Here is a 15,612-nt window from a genome sequence, read left to right as displayed (position 1 = left end):
AATGGGTTCAGCTCAAGGATGATGAGATGCGCCCGCGCAGCAGCAAGATGCTGAGCGCGGCGATGGCGTAGAAAGAAGCGATGAAGGCGAACAGGTGTTGTAGCCCCAGCCATTGGCAAAAGCCCATGCCCAGGGCAATGCCGCCGATGGAAGCGAACTGATTGCAGCTCTGCGCCAGCCCCAGCACCCGGCCTTGACGCTTGGGCCCGGCGGCGCGGGAGATCAGGCTGCTCAAAATCGGTGTGGTGGCGCCCAGCGCGATGCCCCAGGCGAAATGCAGGGCGATGAAGAGGCCGATGTGCTGGGTCATGCCGGCCAAGCCGGTCAGCAGCGCACAGGCCGTGGCCACCAGGGCGATCTGCGGCAGCACCTGGGGCGCTGATTTGCCCTCGAAGTGCGCCGCCCAGCGCGTGGCCGAGCTGACAAAGCCCAGGGCCATCAGCCCGTAGCACAGGCCGGTGAGCCAGTTGCCCACCGCAAACTCGGTCTGCACATACAGGGCGAAAGAGCTTTGGCCCAGCATGCGGGCCAGCAGCAAGAGGGCGCTGATCAGCAGCAGTGCCGCAATCGGCCCCCGCAGCCAAGGCGTCGGAGCCTCGGCCATCGCCCGCGGCAAGGGCGGCGGCGACGGCGGCTTGATGGGCGACCGGGGCAGGCAAAGCCAGGTGGCCAGGAGGCAGAGCGCGCACAGACAGGCGGCCAAGGCATTGACCCAGACAAAGCTGCTTTGATCCAGGATCAAGCCCCCTAGCAAGGCGCCGCCCAGCGAGCCCAGATTGGTGGCGATCTGCAAAAAAGCGAACAGCCGCGCGCGGCCCTGCGCCGGGGCGATGGACACGCCATAGGCCTGGGCCGGCGCGATAAAGCCCGCGCAAGTGCCTTGTAAGAAGCGCAGGGCCAAGATGCTCCAGACCTCGGTGCAAAAGCACAGGGCGAACTGGGTCAGGCCCAGGCCCAGCAGGGCGCGCATCATCATCAGCTTGTGCCCGTGACGGTCGCCGATGCGGCCCCAGAAGGCGCTGCTGAGCATCAGCCCCAGCATGGGCGCGACGTAGACGCCCACGGCGGCCAGACTGAACAGCTGCTCGTTGCTAGTGAGGCTGCGCAGATGGACGGGCCAGAAGGGGCCGCTCATCTCCATCGCCCCCATGGCGATCAGCTGGATGGCAAACAGCAGGCGCAGGGCCGGCAGGCTGCTGGGGCGGGCGGCTTGGAGGGGCGGGCTGGGCGTGCTCATGGCGTCGCCAGCGCCAAGGGGTTGGCGAGCAGGTGTTGCAGGCGGTAGTCGCGATAGCGCTGCAGATGCATGCTCAGCAGCGAACGGCAGGGCCAGGGCTGCTGCAAAAAGTGCTCGCGCTCGTCCTGCCAAAAAGCAGGGTCTGTGACTCTGGCTCGGACGGCGTCAAAGGCGGCGGCGGTCTCCTCGCGCAAGATGTTCCACAGCACCTTGTCGCCGAGGTGGTACTCCTCGCTCAGCAGCAAGGCCAGCTCGTGCAGATGGCAGACAAAGCCAGCATGGATCAGCAGGTTTCGTACCGGCGCGATGGAGTCGCGGAACACGGTGGGCAGAATGCCTTTGTGCACATAAGGTGCCAGGCTCAGGCCGCGCGCCTCCAGCAGGGGGGCAAAGCTGCGGCCATCGCCAAAGTCGCGCATCAGCAGGCGGCAGGGCTGGCCCTCGGCGTCAAACAACACGGTGCTGTTTTGCTGATGTGCTTCCAGGCCGAGGCCGTACAGCAGATAGAGGGCGATGCAGGGCCGGGTGATGACGCGCGCATAGCGGCGGAAGAAAGCCTGCACCGCCGCCGCCGAGGCGCGCGGCCCGCGGCCTTCGATCAGCTCGGTGACGAGGGGGCGCGGGCTCAAGGGGCTCTGGCTGAACAGGGCCGCCACCGGCACGGGCAGCAGGCCGTCCTGTCGGTCCAGGGCTGGGCGGCTTTGGCGGAAGGCCACCGAGAGAAAACGCCCCGGCGCGTCCTCCTGGCTGTGGGCATTGCGGTAATGGAAGGCCACTTCTTCGGCAAAGATTTCCAGCCCGCCGTCGAAGCCGTTCTCGAGTTTCAAGATCCGCTGCAGCAGCTCGCTGATGCGTGGGCCCATATGGATGGACTTGGCCTGCAAGCTGCGTTGCTCACCGGTGAGCCACAGGGCCATGGGCAGTTTGATCATGGGGGCGCCGTCTGGGGCCATGGGCATGAGAGTGCGGAAGGACATGGTGGGCGCGCACAGCAGCTCCGGCCCCTCGGTGATCAGCAGGCCGGCCTCGATTTCTTGCGCAAAGCCCTGGCGTACAAAATTCTCAAGATGCCAGCCGTGGATGGGCAAGGGCAGCCATTGCGAGGGGTCCAGGCCACGGCGGCGCAGGCCTTCGCACCAGGGCTGCCAGAGCGCGGGGAACTCGGTCGCAAAATATTCGGGCAGGCTGCGGACATGCGACATGCGCTCGATATAGGCGTTATCGGCCTGCAGGGCCGCGATGCGTACTTGCACCCGAGCGCCAAATTCCGGCGACAGGGCCGCCACCTGAGCGGGGCTTAGCGCGGGCTTGGACTTCCAGGTCGGGTAGAAGGGATGACCTTCCAGGGCGCCCCACTGATCCAGCAGCAGGGCGGCCCGCAAGGTGGAGCCCTGGCGCAGATAGCCCGGCAGGCTTTCGCAAGCGGCTTGGCTGATCTGGCTCGCCAGCGCCGTCTTCCAGGCCTGGCGATGCAGGCGTGCCTGGGCATCGTTGGTCACGCTATTGGCGACGTCGGTGCGCAGGGCGGCCAGGCCTTCGGCGCTGCTGGCGCTGGGGTCCAGCAAATCAATCAGCTGCTGGGACGAGCGCAAGTCTTGCGGGGCCTGGCCAGGCATGCACCATTGAATGCTTGCTTGGTTGAGATAGGTCCCGGCCGGCGCAGCCCAAAGCCGCTCAAAGCGCAGGTGCTCGCCCCTGGTCCCCAGAGGCAGGGTGGCGCTTTGGGTGTTGGCGTCGAACTTCAACTGAGCGGCGTCCCATAGGCCTTCGGCGAACAGGCAGCGCAGCAGGCGCCGCAGCGCATTGAGTTCGGCCTGCGCCAGGGCGGCGGCCTGCTCGCCGGGCTCGGGTTTGAGCTGCTCGGGGTCGGGGATGGCTTCGAAATTCATCATGGCTTGTTGCGCTTGGGCCAGTCGCTGGGGATGTAGTGGCAGGAGGATTGACGCAGGCCGCCCATATGAGCCGAGGTCCAGGCGAACAGCTCTTCGATATGGGGCAGGGGCAGGGCCAGGCGGCGGCCCATCTCGACCAGGGTGGCGAGGCCGAAAGCCACGTCTTCTTCAAAAGCGCGGCTCTGCGTGTCCACCCAGTAGCCGCCTTGCGCGTCGGCAAGCAGGGGGGCGTAGATATCGGCATAGGCCTGGTTGCTGCGCAGTACCGACAGCATGCTGTGGGTCTCGCGGATCTGCTCGCCATAGGCCTCGATGATTTCCTGGCGCAGCGGTTTGACCGAGCTCAGGTCTATGCCCAGGGCTTGCTCCACCGCCCGGCAAAGGCGCTGGTTTTCCTCGTCGCAGCGTTCCAGAAAATAGGCGCCCAACTCCGGGCATTCGCTCCACCAGCACAGCGGGCCGGGCAAGGCCCTTTGGTGGTATTGCCCGTAAGGCCCGATGAGGCCGTAGATCACCGAGCTGTGCATGATGGGGTTGCCAGGGGTCAGCGTGATTTCGAGGTAGTTCTCCAGCAGCTGGACGGGGGCCTCATAAAGCCTTTGCAGGCAGGCCAGCACTTGCTGGCGCTGGCTTGCTGACTCGCGGGCATGACAGGCCATATGCAGCAGGCTTTTGGCGCCACCCATGCGCACAGAGTGGCCGGCTTGCAGATCAAAGGCGGTGTGGGGCACGTCCTTCATGCCCCAGATCACCGCGTTGGGGCAGTCGGCCAAGGCCTTCTCGGCCAGCCAGTCGAAGCCGCAAAAGCCCGGAATGGCGCCGACAAACACCGGCTTGTGGCGCGGCAATTGGGGGGCGATACGGCGCAGCAGCTCCCAGCGCAGCTGGGCCGGCACGGTGATGATCACCACATCCACATCGTGCAGGGTCAGCGCCGGGTCGTCGCTGACGATGTCGGGGCGAGCGTGCAGAGCGCTGCCATCGGGTAGCCAGACGCGCAGGCCTTGTTCGGCATCGTCCGCATGCGCCGCCAGCAGCCGGGCGTTCTGGCTGAGCAGGGCAACCTGCACCCCCGGCTTTTGCTTGAAGAGCACGGCGTTCAAATGGCCGGTGCGGCCGCCACCGCAGAGGGAGACCTTGAGTGTGGGCATCGCAGGACTCAACTCAGCCACCTGCTCAGATTGGCGGCGATGCGTGGGTCCAGCAGCTCGCGCTCGCGCAACCAATCCTCGTTGTAGACGGTGTGCAGGTACTTCTCGCCACCGTCGGCCACCGGTGTCAAGACCTGACCCCGGAGCCTGCCGCTGTGGATCAGCTCCAGGGCCTTGTAAATCGCCCCGCCGCTCGATCCGCCGACCAGGATGCCTTTGCGCCTGGCCAGGTAGCGGGCGGTCTCGAAGGCCTGGGCATCGCTGACCTGCACGCCCAGGTCTATGCTTGCGTAGTCCACCACCAAGCCCACGGTATCGCCCTTGGGGGTGCCGGTGCCCGACTGGTAGTAGGGGTGGCCGGCCTGGCCGAAGACGATGGAGCCGCAGGGCTCGACCCCGATGGTGGTGATCTCGGCCCGGTGCTGTTTGAGGCCGCGCGCAATCCCGGCCATGGAGCCGCCGGTGCCTACGCAGCCCACAAAGGCGTCGAGCCGGCCCTGGGTCTGCGCCAGGGCTTCGCGCACAAAGCCGGCGTAACCGGCCGGGTTGGCCGGGTTGTCGGACTGATTCATGAACAGGGCGCCAGGGATTTGCTCGGCCAGTTCGGCGGCCAGGCGTTGGCGTTCCACCACCGCGACCTCGTTCTCGGCGTACTCGCCTTGGACATAGCGAATCTCGGCGCCTAGCGCCCGCATCACCGCAATCTTGTCGGGTGCGGCATGGTGGTCGACCACGGCGATGAAGCGCAGGCCGCGGTCAATGGCGGCGATGGCCAGGCCGATGCCGGTATTGCCCGAGGAGGACTCGACCACCACGCCACCCGGTTTGAGCCGGCCGGACTGCAAGGCCGCCTCCACCATGCTGCGGGCCATGCGGTCCTTCATGCTGCCGCCGGGGTTGTTCTTCTCCATCTTCAGCAAGAGCATGGAGTTGTAGCTGGGCAAGGGCAGACCCAGGATGGGGGTGCCGCCGATCAAATCACTGACGTTCTCAAAAATCATGCAATGGCTCCGAGGTGTTAGTTGTCGAGTGCGACGCTGATGCCGCCCTGCGCGGATCGGCCGATGGCGATCCGCTTGGGGTTGGGGTGACGATGGAATTCGTTCTCCAGCAAGTCCATCTGATAGCCCGCCGTATTGGCGTAGACCAGCAGGTCCTGGCCTTGCGGCGGGCGTGCGAATCGCACCAGGCGGTTGCAGAGCACGTCGTCGTCCAGGCAGCTATGGCCTGCGATATAGGCCAAGGTGGGAGGCGAGTCCGGCACCGCTGCGGCGCCGATCAAGATCGGGTCCACCAGGTATTCAGATGCGAACCAGGTTTCGCAGGCGCTGAAGCTGCTCCCTTCGACGAAGACGACCTGCTGCCCCTGGGCCAAGGGCTTGAGGCGGTTGACGCGAAAGACCGAGATCGCGGCCTGATCGACCAGGCTGCGCCCTGGCTCAATGGCCAGGCGCAAGCCCCTTGAGCTGAGCGCTTGGGCCAGCGTGTGCTTGGCGTCCAGCGTCGAGACCAGCAATTGCTCCAGCCAGTCGGCGGCGGCTAGGCCACCTCCGTAGGGGTAGAAATCCTTGGGCCGTCGGCCATGGCGATAGTCGGCGCCGCTATGCGTCTTCAAGTAAGTGGCAAAACGCTGAGAATCGATGTACTCGATCGGCATACCTCCGCCGATGTCGATCAGCTGTGGCCGCAGACCTAGGGCGCGTGCCCGTTCTATCCAGGGCATCAGCTCCTTGATGGCCTGCTGGCGGGTGCCCGCCTCGTAGCCACTGAGGTGGAAGTGAAAGCCCTCAAAGCCTAGGTTGCGGGGCGCCCGGGCCAGCAAATCGAGGCAGCGGGCGAGGTCTTCCTCACCCATGCCGAAGCGGCTCATGCGCGCGGCCTGCGGCCGGTAGCGCAGCAGGCAGCGGGCGGTGGCCTCCGGGCGGGCATGGGCCAGCAGGGCTTGCAAACTCTCCAACTCCCCGACGGAGTCCAGCGAGATCAAGGCGCCTTGGGCCAGCAACTGACGATGGAAGTCTGCGGTCTTGGCCGGTCCGGTGGCGACCAGGCGCCGGGGGTCCAGGCCTGCGCGCAGGGCATCGGCCAATTCATAGGGGCTGGAGACATCGACGCCGATACCGGCCTCGACGGCGGCGCGCACCAGGGCTTGAGACTTGTTGACCTTGGCGCCGTAGAAGATGTCGAGCTCCACCTTCTGGCGGCGAGCGACGGCTTGAAAAGCTTGTGCATTGCGCTTGAGGCGCTCCGGCCAGAGGATGTGCAGCGGGGAGCCAAACTCCTGCACCCATTGCCGCAGCAAGTTCGGATTGCCCCGCAGGATTTGCTCGAACTCATCGTCCAGCAGCGGCGGCAGCTCGGTGGGCATGAAGACGCCCTCGGCCGCGCCCGCATCGAGGGCGGCCGGATGCTCTGTTCTAGAAGTCATGATTGACGGCCTCCCCGCCGTCGCTTGCAGGATCTTGTTGTCCCGCTTTGTCTGTCTTCGTCCGTCTGGATCCGTGCTTAGAAGTCAGCGCTCGCCGAGACTTGCAGACTGCGTGCCGAGGCCTGTGCCATGCCGCCAAAACTGGACACCCCAGCCCAGTAGGAGCGGTTGAACAGATTGCGGACATTGGCGCGCAGGGTCAGCGGTGTGCGCGCCAGGCTGCCTTGCCAGCGGGCGCCGATGTCGGCGCGCCACCAGGCGGGAATCTGGCGCAGATTGCCCGCATCCACATACTGCGTGCCGGCATAAGCCAGTCCACCGTTGAGCGTGAAGCCCTGGGCCTGGGGCAGGCTCCATTCAGCGCTCAGATTGGCCTGTAGCTTGGGGACGCCCAGGGCTTGCTTGCCCGTGTAGGCGGCCACACTGCTGCGCGTTACCTTGGCCTGCAAGAGCGCCAGGCTGCCCATCAGGCGCAGGCCGGGGCTGAGCTCGCCATAGCTCTCCAACTCCAGCCCGCGATTGCGTTGTTCGCCGTCGGCGCTGTAGACCAGGGCCTCGTTGAGCAGGCCGCTGGGCTTGCTGATCTGGAACAGCGCCAAGGTGCTGCTCATGCCCCCAGACTCGTACTTCAAGCCGGCCTCCAACTGCTTGCTGCGGTAAGGCGGCAGGACTTCGCCCGCATTGCTGGCATTGCTGGGCGCGACATCGCCCTTGCTCAGGCCCTCCATCAAATTGGTGTAGACGGAGATCTGCTCACCCCAGGGCTTGAGCACCAAGCCGACAAAAGGCGTGGTCGCCGATTGCTCGTAGCGCTGCAGCAGTTTGCCGGCGGGGTTGAAATTGTCGGAATGGATTTGCTGAACTCGGGCACCCAGGCTTAGCATCAGGCGGCGCTCAAGCAAGGACAGGGTGTCGGCCATGGCCAGACCCGATAAGCGGCTCTCGGACGTCTTGCTCTGCGGCGGCGTCAGCGGGCTTTGCTTGGGGTTCTCGACGGGGGCATAAAGATTGTTGCTGAGCGCGGTGCCGGCTAACTGGCCTCGGCTGAGACGGTCCTCGTAGCGGCTGAATTGCAGTGACAGGGCATGCTCCACGGGCCCGCTGCGCAGCTTGATCCGGGCGCCCAGATTGGCCGTGCCGCGTTCGATGTCCTGGCTGAAACGAGTCGGTGTCCAAGCCACTTTTCCTGCGGCATCGCTCAGCATGGGATTGCCAAAAAAGCGCTCCACCCCGGTGCGTGAGCTGCCGAGATTGGCAAACAGGCTCAGGCCCGAAGCGAATTCATAGTCGGCGCGCAGCAAGGCCGAGCGGTCGGCGACAGAGGACCATTCCCAGCGATTGCTCAGATTGCTATTGCCGCTGGGTGCCGCCGGTACTTGCGGCAATTTGTTTGCTGGCGCGAGGAACACGGGGCGGTTGGGCGCATCGAAGTGTTCGTCTTGCGACAAGAGGTCCAGGCTCGCGCTGAGTCGACTGCCTTGATAGTCCAAGGCCAGGGCGAGGACCTTGGCATGGCGGTCTTGTTTTTCGCTGGCGGTTTGGCCCTTGCGCAGGCTGGTGTTCAGCCGCGCGCCCCATTCTTTCTGCGGGCCGAAACGCCGCGACACATCGAGACGAGCGCCGAGCTGGGCCTGCTCGCTGTACTCCAGGCCGAGCTGGGTGAGGTCGCTGGAGCCCGCGCGTTTAGGCTGCAAGTTCACCGTGCCGCCGATGGCGCCGTTGGGCGCCATGCCATTGAGCAAGGCGGTCGGTCCTTTGACCAGCTCAATCCTTTCCAGATAGTCGGCGAAGACCCGGTAACTCGGCGCCACGCCAAACACGCCGTCGAACGCGAACTCACCTTGATTGCCCTCGTTGACTGGGAAGCCGCGGATGTAGAAGGCGTCCAGCATGCCGCCCGGTGACACCGAGAAGCGCACGGCGGCGTTGTTGCCAATCACCTCGGCTGCGCTGGTCGCTTGCTGATCGGCCACCGTCTGGGCGGTGTAACTCATCACGCTGAAGGGCGTGTCCATGACGTCTACCTCGCCCAAGAGCCCCAGATTGCCGCTGCGAGCCAGCTGTCCTCCGGCATGCTTGCCCTTGCTATTGCGGCCCGTGATCTCAATGGTCGGCAGCTGATTGGCGGCGGCTGACTTCGGTGTGCCTAGGGCCGGCTTGGCGTCTTCCAGGGTTTGCGCATGAAGCGGCAGGCTTGCGCCGCCGGCGGTGAGCGCGAGCAGAGCCAGCAGTCGCTGCGGCAGACGGTGGCTTGCGGGTAAGGCGCTGTTCAAGGCCTTGGGGCCTTTGGTCGGGGTGGTGGCGGGATTCAGATGAAATCGAGTCATGAAGTTGAGTAGCGCGCGGCGGCGCCCTGTTTGGTTTGGGCCTTGAAATCGGGGCTTGCCTCAGCAAAGCAGCTCAAGAGGAATCTCGCTCTGGGGCAAGCAAGGGCTGAAGGAGTGGCGGGTGGTTTTGAAGGGCAGCAGGAGCTCGCGCCGCGCCAGTTCCGACAAGCGTTGGCGTTCGAAGTCCTGGCCCGTCTTCCAGCAGCGCACCTGGACCCTGGGGTCCTCATAGCTCAGGGGAATGCAGGGCAGGCGCCGCAGCCCCAGCAAATGAGCCACCCGCAGGCGGTGATTGCCGTCCATCACAAGGCCGCTGTGGCCATCAATCGGGATGGGTTGCGTCCATTGACCCTCTGTCTGGATCTTTTTGGCCAGCTCCAAGACTTGGTCTTGGTCTACGCATTCGGAGGCCCGCAGCAAGGCGACCGAGCGCAGCGCGACGATGTAAGGCGGCTGCGGCATGGCCATGCCAGCTCTTGGAGGCGCTAAAGCTTGGCGGGCGATGGCGATCGCCCGATTGCGTTCTTCTCTCATGGTTCAAGCCAGGTCATTGCTTTGTTGATTGCAAATGATAATGATTCGCAATTAAAAATACAATAACTTTAACCTTGAGCGGTGTTGTGTGTTGAGTGTTGAGTGCAGAGTGCGCGTGCGGTGCATGGCCCGGCCCAAGGTGTGGGTCATGGTGCGGGCCATGGCCCAGGCCACAAGCGCCTGGCGGCGGTGGCCGATACTTTGCGAGCCTGTACTGGCCCGCGATGGGGCGGCAAGCCGACGCGGAATTCCCGCATTCAAGGCATTGCCTGCTTGGGCCTGCCGGCTTTGCCGGGGCCCCCAAATGAAAAACGGGAGCAGGCCCTGCGGCCAACTCCCGTTTTATCGCCTTGCCCCAACAAGGGGGCGATAGGGCGCTTTACTTCTGTGCCGCGCTCTCAGCCTTGGCGGCGGCCTTCAGGTCGGGCTTGATATTGACCATGGGGCGGCCGGCGGCCGTGGGGTAGGCCGACATCACACGCAGCGGGTCGGCGCTGGCCAGATAGGCGGTGTATTGCTTGTCATTGCAGCCGACGAATTTGCCGCCTTGGTTTTCGCCGCGGTACTCGCCCTTGCGGTAGACGAAGCTGTACTCGTTGGAGTCTTTGGCCGCCGCCGCGGGCATGTGCTTGGCCGCGCACTCAACCCGCAGGGCCGTGGCTTCCGGCGTTTGGGCGGAGGCGAGCAGGGCCATGGGGGCCAGGATCAGAGCAGCAAGAATAGACTTCATATCGTCAGCCTTTATTCGGATGAGAGCAGATTTGGCCTTGGGCCTGCCGCTCGGCAGCCGACCCGATGAGCTTGCAGCTTAGCGAAGTGGGCGCGCCTCTGACAACCGCCGAATGCGGGGGGAGGGTTAGCGCGAACCCGGGGTTAGGCGTGATTTTTGTCACGCCTTGTGGCTTGCGCTCTGCGCCCTTCGGCAAGAGGCCAGCTCAGTCTTCCATTTCCTCGCGGGCCATGGCGATGTCCAGGGCTTCCATCGCGTCCATGGGCTCGCAAGCGGCCGCGTCGGCGTAAAGCGCCTCGGCTTCCTTCATGCGCTTGTCGCCCTCCAGCATGATGAGTCCGTTGGCCCGCTCCACCATGGCGATGGCGCTGGTGGGGTTGAGCTGCAAGGCTTGCACAAACATCTTCAGGCCGGTGGCGGTGTCGGCGCCCTGGGTCTTGCCCAGCAGCTTGCCGACCTTGTCGATCACCTCGGCATGGAAGGCGCCCAGGGCGATATGGGCGTCGGCATGTTTGGGGGCCAGCTCAATCGTCGTTTCCAAGGCGGTCTTGACCTTGCTGCCCAGACCCTGGGCCAAGGCCTTGGCCACGCTGATGCCCTGGCCGTAGCGGCCGATGGCATAGGCCTGCCAGTAATAGGCGTTGGGGTTCTTGGGCTCTTCTTCCTGCTGGGCGGCGGCCCGCTCGGCCACCTCCAGGAACATCTCCAGCTTGACCTTTTCCTTCTTCTCCAGATAGTTGGCGTAGATGGCCTGCGCCTTGTTGGCCACCGTGATGCCGGCGCCGCCCACGGCCAAGCCTGCGTCATGGGCCAGCTGGAACTCGCCGGCGTGGAAATGAATCCAGGCCTGCACCACGGCCGCATCCTTGGGGAAGGGTTCGGCATCACCCGCATGCAGGCGTGCCCAGTTCTTCTTCAGCGTCGCCGGGCTGTACTGAAAGGCGCTGTTGTCATGCGGAAATGCGGTCCATTTGGCCATGGTTCTTGTCTCCTTCAGGATTGTTGGTACTGGTTGGCAAGCGCGAATAAATGGTCCTTGGAGGCGGGCTCCAGATAGGGCAGCAAGAGGCTCAGCACATGGAAGGCGCCGCGCATCAGGGCGGCGCCGGCCTGCTCTGGTTCCAGGGCGTGACGCGGGTCGCGCACATACTCAAAGCTAAGCCAGTAGCTGAGCAGCACCACCATGGCATTGGCGGTGGGCGGGGCTTCGCGGCTGTTGTCCATGCTCAGCACGCCGCCTTTTTGCAGGCCGGCCAGCACCTGGCGCATGGCCAGGCCTTTTTGACTCAGCACGGTCTGGAAATGGGTTTCCAGGCGGCGATTCTTGGACAGCAGATCGTTCAGGTCGCGGTAGAGAAAGCGGTGCTTCCAGATCAGCTCGTAAAGCATGTGGAAGAACAGCCAGGCGTCCTCCACATTGCGCACATTCTCGGCCGCGCCCAGCAAATTGCTGAGCTCTTGTTCGTAGCGGTTGAACAAGGCGTTGATCAGCTCGTCCTTGGCCGGGAAGTGGTAGTAGAGGTTGCCGGGGCTGATGCTCAGCTCGGCCGAGATCAAGGTGGTGGAGACGTTGGGCTCGCCAAAGCGATTGAACAAGTCCAGCGTCACTTCGAGGATTCGTTCGGCGGTGCGGCGAGGCGTCTTTTTTGTGGCCATGAATGGGGAGTCTCCTGCCTAGGATTCTTGCATCAAGCCGGAGCTTGTCTCTAGGGTTTTCGCTCCACTCGCAGAGTTCAGGCACGCTTCTTGTGTGCTGACCTTAGGGCAGCTGGGGAAAGTCCCGGGTCAAGCAGCTTTGGCGCCGCCTTTCTACAATGCCCGCATGCCCGAACAAAACACCCCCAGTTCCACGACGGCCGGCCCCACCTCGCCGGCCGTTTCATTTGCTGGCGCCGTGCCGGCCATCTCCTTCCAGAATGTCAGCAAGACCTACCGCGGCGGCCAGGTGCGAGCGCTGGACGGGGTGTCTTTTGACATCGCCCAAGGTGAGTTCTTTGGCTTGCTAGGCCCCAATGGCGCCGGCAAGACCAGCTTGATCAGCATTCTGGCGGGCTTGGCCCAGGCCAGCGCCGGGCGGGTCTCGGTGTTGGGGGCGGATGTGGTGAAGGATTACGCAGCTGCTCGCCGCAGCCTGGGCATCGTGCCGCAGGAACTGGTGTTCGACCCTTTCTTCAGCGTGCGTGAGTCGCTGAAGATCCAGAGCGGCTATTTCGGCGTGCGCAATAACGATGATTGGATCGACGAGTTGCTGCACAACCTCGGCTTGTCGGACAAGGCCAATGCCAATATGCGTCAGCTCTCGGGTGGCATGAAGCGCCGCGTGCTGGTGGCCCAGGCCCTGGTGCACCGCCCGCCGGTGATCGTGCTGGATGAGCCCACGGCCGGGGTGGATGTGGAGTTGCGCCAGACCCTGTGGCAGTTCATCGCGCGCCTGAACCGTGAGGGTCACACCGTCTTGCTAACGACCCATTATCTGGAAGAGGCCGAGGCCTTGTGCGGCCGCCTGGCCATGTTGAAACAAGGGCGCATCGTCGCCTTGGATAGAACCTCGGACCTGCTCAAGGGCCGCGCCGCCTCCATGCTGCGCTTCAAGACCGATGCGGCGCTGCCTGCAGCCTTGCTGCCCCAGGCCCGCATCACCGGCCGCATCGTGCAGATCAAGGCCCATGACGCGGCCGAGGTCGAGCAGGTGCTGGCCACGCTGCGCGCGGCGGCTTGTCCCGTGGAGGACCTGGAGATCGGCCGTGCCGATCTGGAGGACGTGTTCCTGGAAATCATGCAAGGCGATGCTGCGCCTCAACGACAAGAAGAAGGAGTGGCCGCATGAGCCTGCTAGTTCTGCAAGGGTCCCGCACCCTGTTCTACAAAGAGGTGCTGCGCTTTTGGAAGGTGGCTTTTCAGACCGTGGCCGCGCCGGTGCTGACCTCGGTGCTCTATCTGCTGATCTTTGGCCATGCGCTGGAGAATCATGTCAAGGTCTACGACAGCGTCGGCTACACCAGCTTTCTGATCCCCGGCCTGGTGATGATGAGCGTGCTGCAAAACGCTTTTGCCAATAGCAGCTCCAGCCTGATTCAGAGCAAGGTCACCGGCAATCTGGTGTTCTTGCTGGTGACGCCGCTCTCGCACTGGGCCTGGTTTGTGGCCTATGTGGGTGCGGCCGTGGTGCGCGGTCTGGTCGTGGGCCTGGGCGTGCTCCTGGTGACGGCCTGGTTTGCGCCGCTAGGCCTGGCGAATGCGGCCTGGATTCTGGTCTTCGCCCTGCTGGGCACGGCCATGATGGGCAGCCTGGGTCTGATCGCCGGCCTGTGGGCCGAGAAGTTTGACCAGCTGGCGGCGTTCCAGAACTTCATCATCATGCCCATGACTTTTTTGTCGGGCGTGTTCTATTCCATGCAGTCTCTGCCACCGCTGTGGCTGGCCGTTAGCCATCTGAACCCCTTCTTCTACATCATCGACGGCTTCCGCCACGGCTTCTTCGGCGTCAGCGATGTCTCGCCCTGGCTCAGTCTGGGTGTGGTGGGCGCCAGCTTCGCGGTGGTGGCGGGCATCGCCTTGGAGCTGCTGCGGCGGGGCTACAAGATTCGTAGCTGAGTGCCCGCCGCTGCAGTGATTTAGCCTTGCGCTGACGCCGGCGATTGCAAGATGCCGGCCAAGTTTTGCGCCATGCCGGTGATGCCCTCGTTGCTGAGGCCAGCGTCCTTCATCACCGCGTCGACGATGGGCTTGGCAATCTGGTATTGCAGGGCTGAGTTCATGACCTGCTCGGGGAAGGTGCCGGCGGCTTGTGCGCCCGTGCCTTCGCCGTTCGAGCCCGCCATACTGCCCGGCATGCCATTGACTTGGAAGATGCGAATGGAGTCGATTTTCTCCATGGGGCGCACGGCTTGTTCAATGATTTGCGGCAGCTGCTGCAGCAAGAGGGTGCGCACCTGCAGATCAATTTGCGCCGCTGACAAGGTGTTCAGCGCTTCGTTGATGGCTCGTTTGCCTTCGGCCTCGGCCAGGGCCGCCGCCTGCTTGGCGCGGGCTTCGATGGTGATGGCTTCGGCGCGATCCAGCGCCGCCTCCTTCTCGGCCGAGGCGGAGACCTTGACCGCGATGGCCTGTTGCTCTGCCTCTTTGCTGGCTTCGATCAGCTGAATGTTTTTCTCTCGCTCGGCCACCGCCACCTGACGGGCGGTGTTGACGCCTTCCTCGGCCTTGACCGCATCGGCGCGCGCTTGGTTGGCTTGGGCATCGGCGACCGATTGCTCCTTGCTCTTGTTGGCGATGGCAATCGCCATGTCCTGGCGGGCAATCTCCACCTGCTTGCGCTGTTCGGCGCGCTGCATCTCGGTCTTGCGCTCCAGCTCAATCTCGCGGGTCTGCACCACCAGGTTCTTCTCGATTTCGGCGGCCTTGATCTCGCGCTCGGCCTCGATCTTCTTCTGGCTGACTTGGCGCTCGGCCTCGATCTTGGCAGCCTCGGCCTCGCGGCTGCGCTCGGCTTGCTGGGTGGCGATTTGAGCCGACTGTTCGGCGCGGGCGGTTTCCACCTGGCGCTGCTGGGCCAGGGTCGCGAATTCCTGGTCTTGCTCGATGGTCAGCTTTTGGCGTTGTGCTTCCAGGTTCTTGGTGCGCACCTGCATCTCGGTTTCTTGCTCGACATCGTTGCGCTGTTTGCGACGCGCCTCGGTTTGTTCGGTCAAGCGAGTCAGACCCTCGGCGTCGAAGGCGTTGTTCGGGTTGAAGAACTGCTTGTCGGTCTGGTCCAGGCTGGTCAGCGAGACCGACTCCAGCTCCAGCCCGTTCTTCTCCAGATCTTCGGCCACGGCGTTCTGCACCGCTTGCACGAAGTCGCGGCGTTTGTCCTGCAGCTCCTGGATGGTCATGGTGGCGGCGGTGGCGCGCAGGGCGTCAACGAATTTGTCTTCCACCAGGGACTTCAAGGCCTCCGGCGCCAGGGTGCGCGTGCCCAAGGTCTGGGCTGCGGTGCTGACGGCTTCGGCGGTCTGTTGCACGCGCACGAAGAAGGCAGCCGTCACGTCCACCCGCATGCGGTCCTTGGTAATCAGGCTTTCACGCTCGCGCCGCATGACTTCGAGCTTGAGCGTGTTCATATTGACGAGCACGCGCTCATGGAAGACGGGTAGCACGATGGCGCCGCCGTCCATGATGACTTTTTGCCCTCCCAAGCCGGTGCGCACAAAGGCGGTCTCCTTGGTCGAGCGCTTGTACAAGCGGGCGAACACCAGGCCTATGGCCAGCAAGCCCAGCAGGGCGATGCCGGCAATGCTGGCGACTTCGATCAGATTGTTTTCCATGGCTCTTGTT

13 protein-coding genes are annotated in these 15,612 nt (G+C 64.2%); 2 read left to right on the top strand and 11 right to left on the bottom strand.

The features are described 5' to 3' along the window. Window positions 1-7 precede the first annotated feature (7 nt). The 10 genes from DBR47_RS06635 to DBR47_RS06590 all read right to left on the bottom strand — a co-directional run bounded on the left by DBR47_RS06635 (window position 8) and on the right by DBR47_RS06590 (window position 11,952). Window positions 8-1,237, bottom strand: coding sequence for an MFS transporter (locus DBR47_RS06635; protein WP_124448217.1), 1,230 nt, complete (start codon window positions 1,235-1,237; stop codon window positions 8-10). Beyond that, window positions 1,234-3,126, bottom strand: coding sequence for an IucA/IucC family siderophore biosynthesis protein (locus DBR47_RS06630; RefSeq protein WP_124448215.1), 1,893 nt, complete (start codon window positions 3,124-3,126; stop codon window positions 1,234-1,236). Before DBR47_RS06630 ends, DBR47_RS06635 begins: the two co-directional genes overlap by 4 nt. Next, window positions 3,126-4,280 (bottom strand): NAD/NADP octopine/nopaline dehydrogenase family protein, encoded by a 1,155-nt coding sequence (locus tag DBR47_RS06625; RefSeq protein WP_124448212.1) that lies wholly within the window; start codon window positions 4,278-4,280, stop codon window positions 3,126-3,128. The genes DBR47_RS06630 and DBR47_RS06625 overlap by 1 nt, the downstream gene beginning before the upstream one ends. An 8-nt stretch (window positions 4,281-4,288) precedes the next feature. Continuing rightward, the gene (locus DBR47_RS06620; RefSeq protein ID WP_124448210.1) at window positions 4,289-5,281 is read right to left on the bottom strand and encodes a PLP-dependent cysteine synthase family protein; all 993 of its coding nucleotides are present in this window, start codon (window positions 5,279-5,281) and stop codon (window positions 4,289-4,291) included. A gap of 17 nt (window positions 5,282-5,298) precedes the next feature. Beyond that, window positions 5,299-6,705, bottom strand: coding sequence for a Y4yA family PLP-dependent enzyme (locus DBR47_RS06615; RefSeq protein WP_231512164.1), 1,407 nt, complete (start codon window positions 6,703-6,705; stop codon window positions 5,299-5,301). 77 nt (window positions 6,706-6,782) lie between these two features. Further along, a complete protein-coding gene (locus tag DBR47_RS06610; protein WP_197046903.1) occupies window positions 6,783-9,032 on the bottom strand; it encodes a TonB-dependent siderophore receptor in 2,250 nt (749 codons plus the stop codon). A gap of 60 nt (window positions 9,033-9,092) precedes the next feature. Beyond that, window positions 9,093-9,566 (bottom strand): ParB N-terminal domain-containing protein, encoded by a 474-nt coding sequence (locus DBR47_RS06605; protein ID WP_231512163.1) that lies wholly within the window; start codon window positions 9,564-9,566, stop codon window positions 9,093-9,095. A gap of 379 nt (window positions 9,567-9,945) precedes the next feature. After that, complete coding sequence (locus DBR47_RS06600; RefSeq protein WP_124448208.1) at window positions 9,946-10,296, bottom strand: hypothetical protein; 351 nt, start codon at window positions 10,294-10,296, stop codon at window positions 9,946-9,948. A 205-nt stretch (window positions 10,297-10,501) separates the two neighbouring features. After that, the gene (locus tag DBR47_RS06595) at window positions 10,502-11,275 is read right to left on the bottom strand and encodes a hypothetical protein (RefSeq protein ID WP_124448206.1); all 774 of its coding nucleotides are present in this window, start codon (window positions 11,273-11,275) and stop codon (window positions 10,502-10,504) included. Window positions 11,276-11,289: 14 nt separating this feature from the next. Beyond that, a complete protein-coding gene (locus tag DBR47_RS06590; protein ID WP_124448204.1) occupies window positions 11,290-11,952 on the bottom strand; it encodes a TetR/AcrR family transcriptional regulator in 663 nt (220 codons plus the stop codon). A 238-nt stretch (window positions 11,953-12,190) separates the two neighbouring features. On the opposite strand from DBR47_RS06590, the gene DBR47_RS06585 reads away from it, so the two are divergent. After that, a complete protein-coding gene (locus DBR47_RS06585) occupies window positions 12,191-13,123 on the top strand; it encodes an ABC transporter ATP-binding protein (protein WP_124448462.1) in 933 nt (310 codons plus the stop codon). Beyond that, window positions 13,120-13,890 carry an ABC transporter permease gene (locus DBR47_RS06580; protein ID WP_124448202.1) on the top strand — a complete coding sequence of 257 codons (771 nt, stop codon included), beginning with the start codon at window positions 13,120-13,122 and terminating at the stop codon, window positions 13,888-13,890. Before DBR47_RS06585 ends, DBR47_RS06580 begins: the two co-directional genes overlap by 4 nt. A 20-nt stretch (window positions 13,891-13,910) precedes the next feature. On the opposite strand, the gene DBR47_RS06575 is transcribed toward DBR47_RS06580, so the two are convergent. Then, window positions 13,911-15,602 carry a flotillin family protein gene (locus DBR47_RS06575; RefSeq protein WP_124448200.1) on the bottom strand — a complete coding sequence of 564 codons (1,692 nt, stop codon included), beginning with the start codon at window positions 15,600-15,602 and terminating at the stop codon, window positions 13,911-13,913. Window positions 15,603-15,612: the final 10 nt, after the last annotated feature.

The organism is Paucibacter sp. KBW04 (assembly GCF_003852425.1).
Lineage (GTDB): Bacteria > Pseudomonadota > Gammaproteobacteria > Burkholderiales > Burkholderiaceae_C > Paucibacter_A.
Note: the sequence above shows the minus strand (reverse complement) of the source record. Positions and strands in the feature narration are given on the sequence as shown.

Bases quoted from the DNA above. Each gene is read 5' to 3' on its own strand.
- DBR47_RS06635 (WP_124448217.1), bottom strand. From the start codon at position 1,237: ATGAGCACGCCCAGCCCGCCCCTCCAAGCCGCCCGCCCCAGCAGCCTG.
- DBR47_RS06630 (WP_124448215.1), bottom strand. From the start codon at position 3,126: ATGAATTTCGAAGCCATCCCCGACCCCGAGCAGCTCAAACCCGAGCCC.
- DBR47_RS06625 (WP_124448212.1), bottom strand. From the start codon at position 4,280: ATGCCCACACTCAAGGTCTCCCTCTGCGGTGGCGGCCGCACCGGCCAT.
- DBR47_RS06620 (WP_124448210.1), bottom strand. From the start codon at position 5,281: ATGATTTTTGAGAACGTCAGTGATTTGATCGGCGGCACCCCCATCCTG.
- DBR47_RS06615 (WP_231512164.1), bottom strand. From the start codon at position 6,705: ATGACTTCTAGAACAGAGCATCCGGCCGCCCTCGATGCGGGCGCGGCC.
- DBR47_RS06610 (WP_197046903.1), bottom strand. From the start codon at position 9,032: ATGACTCGATTTCATCTGAATCCCGCCACCACCCCGACCAAAGGCCCC.
- DBR47_RS06605 (WP_231512163.1), bottom strand. From the start codon at position 9,566: ATGAGAGAAGAACGCAATCGGGCGATCGCCATCGCCCGCCAAGCTTTA.
- DBR47_RS06600 (WP_124448208.1), bottom strand. From the start codon at position 10,296: ATGAAGTCTATTCTTGCTGCTCTGATCCTGGCCCCCATGGCCCTGCTC.
- DBR47_RS06595 (WP_124448206.1), bottom strand. From the start codon at position 11,275: ATGGCCAAATGGACCGCATTTCCGCATGACAACAGCGCCTTTCAGTAC.
- DBR47_RS06590 (WP_124448204.1), bottom strand. From the start codon at position 11,952: ATGGCCACAAAAAAGACGCCTCGCCGCACCGCCGAACGAATCCTCGAA.
- DBR47_RS06580 (WP_124448202.1), top strand. From the start codon at position 13,120: ATGAGCCTGCTAGTTCTGCAAGGGTCCCGCACCCTGTTCTACAAAGAG.
- DBR47_RS06575 (WP_124448200.1), bottom strand. From the start codon at position 15,602: ATGGAAAACAATCTGATCGAAGTCGCCAGCATTGCCGGCATCGCCCTG.